At 66.3% G+C, this 2,131-nt stretch carries 2 protein-coding genes and 1 pseudogene; all 3 read left to right on the top strand.

Annotation, left to right across the window (positions count from 1 at the left end):
- Positions 1–144 (top strand): annotated as a pseudogene (locus RMO40_RS18085) (acyl-CoA dehydrogenase); the annotation flags it as partial.
- Positions 145–174: 30 nt separating this feature from the next.
- Entirely contained in the window at positions 175–1,860 is a 1,686-nt protein-coding gene (locus tag RMO40_RS18080; RefSeq protein ID WP_309724391.1) for a long-chain fatty acid--CoA ligase, read from the top strand.
- A 66-nt stretch (positions 1,861–1,926) separates the two neighbouring features.
- Positions 1,927–2,131 (top strand): hypothetical protein (locus RMO40_RS18075; RefSeq protein WP_309724389.1); only part of this gene is annotated, 205 nt, incomplete at its 3' end.

Below are 2,131 nucleotides of genomic sequence, written 5' to 3'. Positions count from 1 at the left end.
GGTGTGTCGCAAGACACGCCGCTCGCCGCGGCCTACACCAGCGCACGCACCATCCGCTTTGCCGACGGCCCCGACGAGGTTCACTTGAACGCCATCGGCAAGACGGAGCTGGCCAAGTACATGGCCCCCAAAACGAAGGCTTGAAAGCCCCACCCCACCCCGAGGCGCAACACCATGTCTGACCGTCACTTCGCCTTCTGGCCGGAACACGCGCCCCGCCACCTGCACGTGCCCGAGACCAACCTGTACTACAACGTCGAGGTCTCGGCGGCACGCTTCCCGAAGAAGCCGTTCCTGATCTTCTACGACACGCCGATCACCTTCTCGCAGTTCAAGCAAGAGACCGAAGACCTGGCGGGCTACCTGGAGCAGGTGTGTGGCGTGAAAAAGGGCGACCGCGTGTTGCTCTACATGCAAAACAGCCCGCAGTTCATGATCGGCTACTACGCCATCCTGCGGGCCAATGCGGTGGTGGTGCCGGTGAACCCGATGAACCTCACCGGCGAGCTCAAGCACTACGTGGCCGACGCCGACGCCAAGATGGCACTGGTCTCGCAGGAGTTGTACCCGCGCGTGAAGCCGCTGCTCAACCCGGGTGGTGACGAGAGCAGCCTCGACCACCTCATCGTGGCCGCCTACAGCGATTACCTGCGCCAACCGACCACCCTCAACGTGCCCGATTTTGTGGCCGCGCCGCGCGTGCGCATCGAAGGCGCGGGCGTCTCGATGTGGTCCGATGCGATGGCGCGCCAGCTCACGCCCGGCCCGCTCACCGCCGGCCCCGACGACCTGTGCGTGATGCCCTACACCTCGGGCACCACCGGCCACCCCAAGGGCTGCATGCACACCCACCGCACCACCATGTACAACACGGTGTCGGGCGGCGTGTGGGGCCAGGGCAACCAGGGCACGGTGTCGATGGCGGTGCTGCCGCTGTTCCACGTGACGGGCATGCAAGGCGCGATGAATGGCGTGCTCTTCGGTGGATCCACCGTCGTGCTGCTGCCGCGCTGGGACCGCGACGCCGCCGCCGAATGCGTGCAACGCTACCGCATCACCGGCCTCGGGCTGATCACCGCGATGGTGGTCGACTTCGTCTCCAACCCCAAGCTCGACCAGTACGACCTCTCGAGCCTGCGCCGCATCGGCGGCGGCGGCGCGGCCATGCCGCAGGCGGTGGCCGACATCCTGGAGAAAAAGCTCGGCCTCAAGTACGGCGAGGGCTACGGCATGTCCGAGACCAACGCCGCCACCCACATGAACCCGCCCGATCGCTCCAAGAAGCAGTGCCTGGGCGTGCCGGTGTTCGACGTCGACGCCCGCGTGGTCGACCCGAACACGCTGCAGGAGCTGCCCCCCGGCGAGACCGGCGAGATCATCGTCAGCGGCCCGCAGGTGATGGTGGGCTACTGGAAAAACCCCGACGCCACTCGCGACGCGTTTGTCGAGATCGACGGCAAACGTTTCCTGCGCACCGGCGACCTGGGGCAGACCGACGCCGAGGGCTACTTCTTCTTCGTCGACCGCCTGAAACGCATGATCAACGCGGCGGGCTTCAAGGTCTGGCCGGCCGAGGTGGAGGCGCTGCTGTACCAGCACCCTGCCGTTCAGGAGGCCTGCATCATTTCCGCCAAAGACGCCAAACGCGGCGAGACCGTCAAGGCCTTCGTGGTGCTCAAGAAAGACCAGGCCGGCCAGGTGAGCGAGCAAGAGATCATCGACTGGTCGCACGCCAACATGGCGGCCTACAAGATCCCGCGCATCGTCGAGTTTGTCGAGGCCTTGCCCAAGTCGGGCACGGGCAAGGTGATGTGGCGCGCGCTCCAGGAAAAAGAGAACGCGCGAGCCGCATCGGCCTGAGTCGGCTGGCGCAGGCACCGCGGAGGGCGGCTATGCTTGCGGGCCTTTCCCAGCCGGCCGCACGCGATGAGCAGATTCGATCCCAAGGCAATCGTCATCGGCGTTCTGTTGTCGCTGGCGCTCGACGTGCTGGTGGGCCTGGTGCTGCTGGCGGTGTTTGGCACCGAGCTCGACACCAGCCTGCCACCCGAACAACTGAGCGCCGCGCTCGAGGTGATCGCCCAGGGCTCGGGCTTCCTGCTGGCGGCGCTGCTGTTCAGCACCGCCACCA

This window comes from Rhizobacter sp., assembly GCF_031412075.1.
Taxonomy (GTDB): domain Bacteria; phylum Pseudomonadota; class Gammaproteobacteria; order Burkholderiales; family Burkholderiaceae_C; genus Rhizobacter.
The sequence above is the reverse complement of the archived record's forward strand: the minus strand, read 5'-3'. Positions and strand labels throughout refer to the sequence as shown.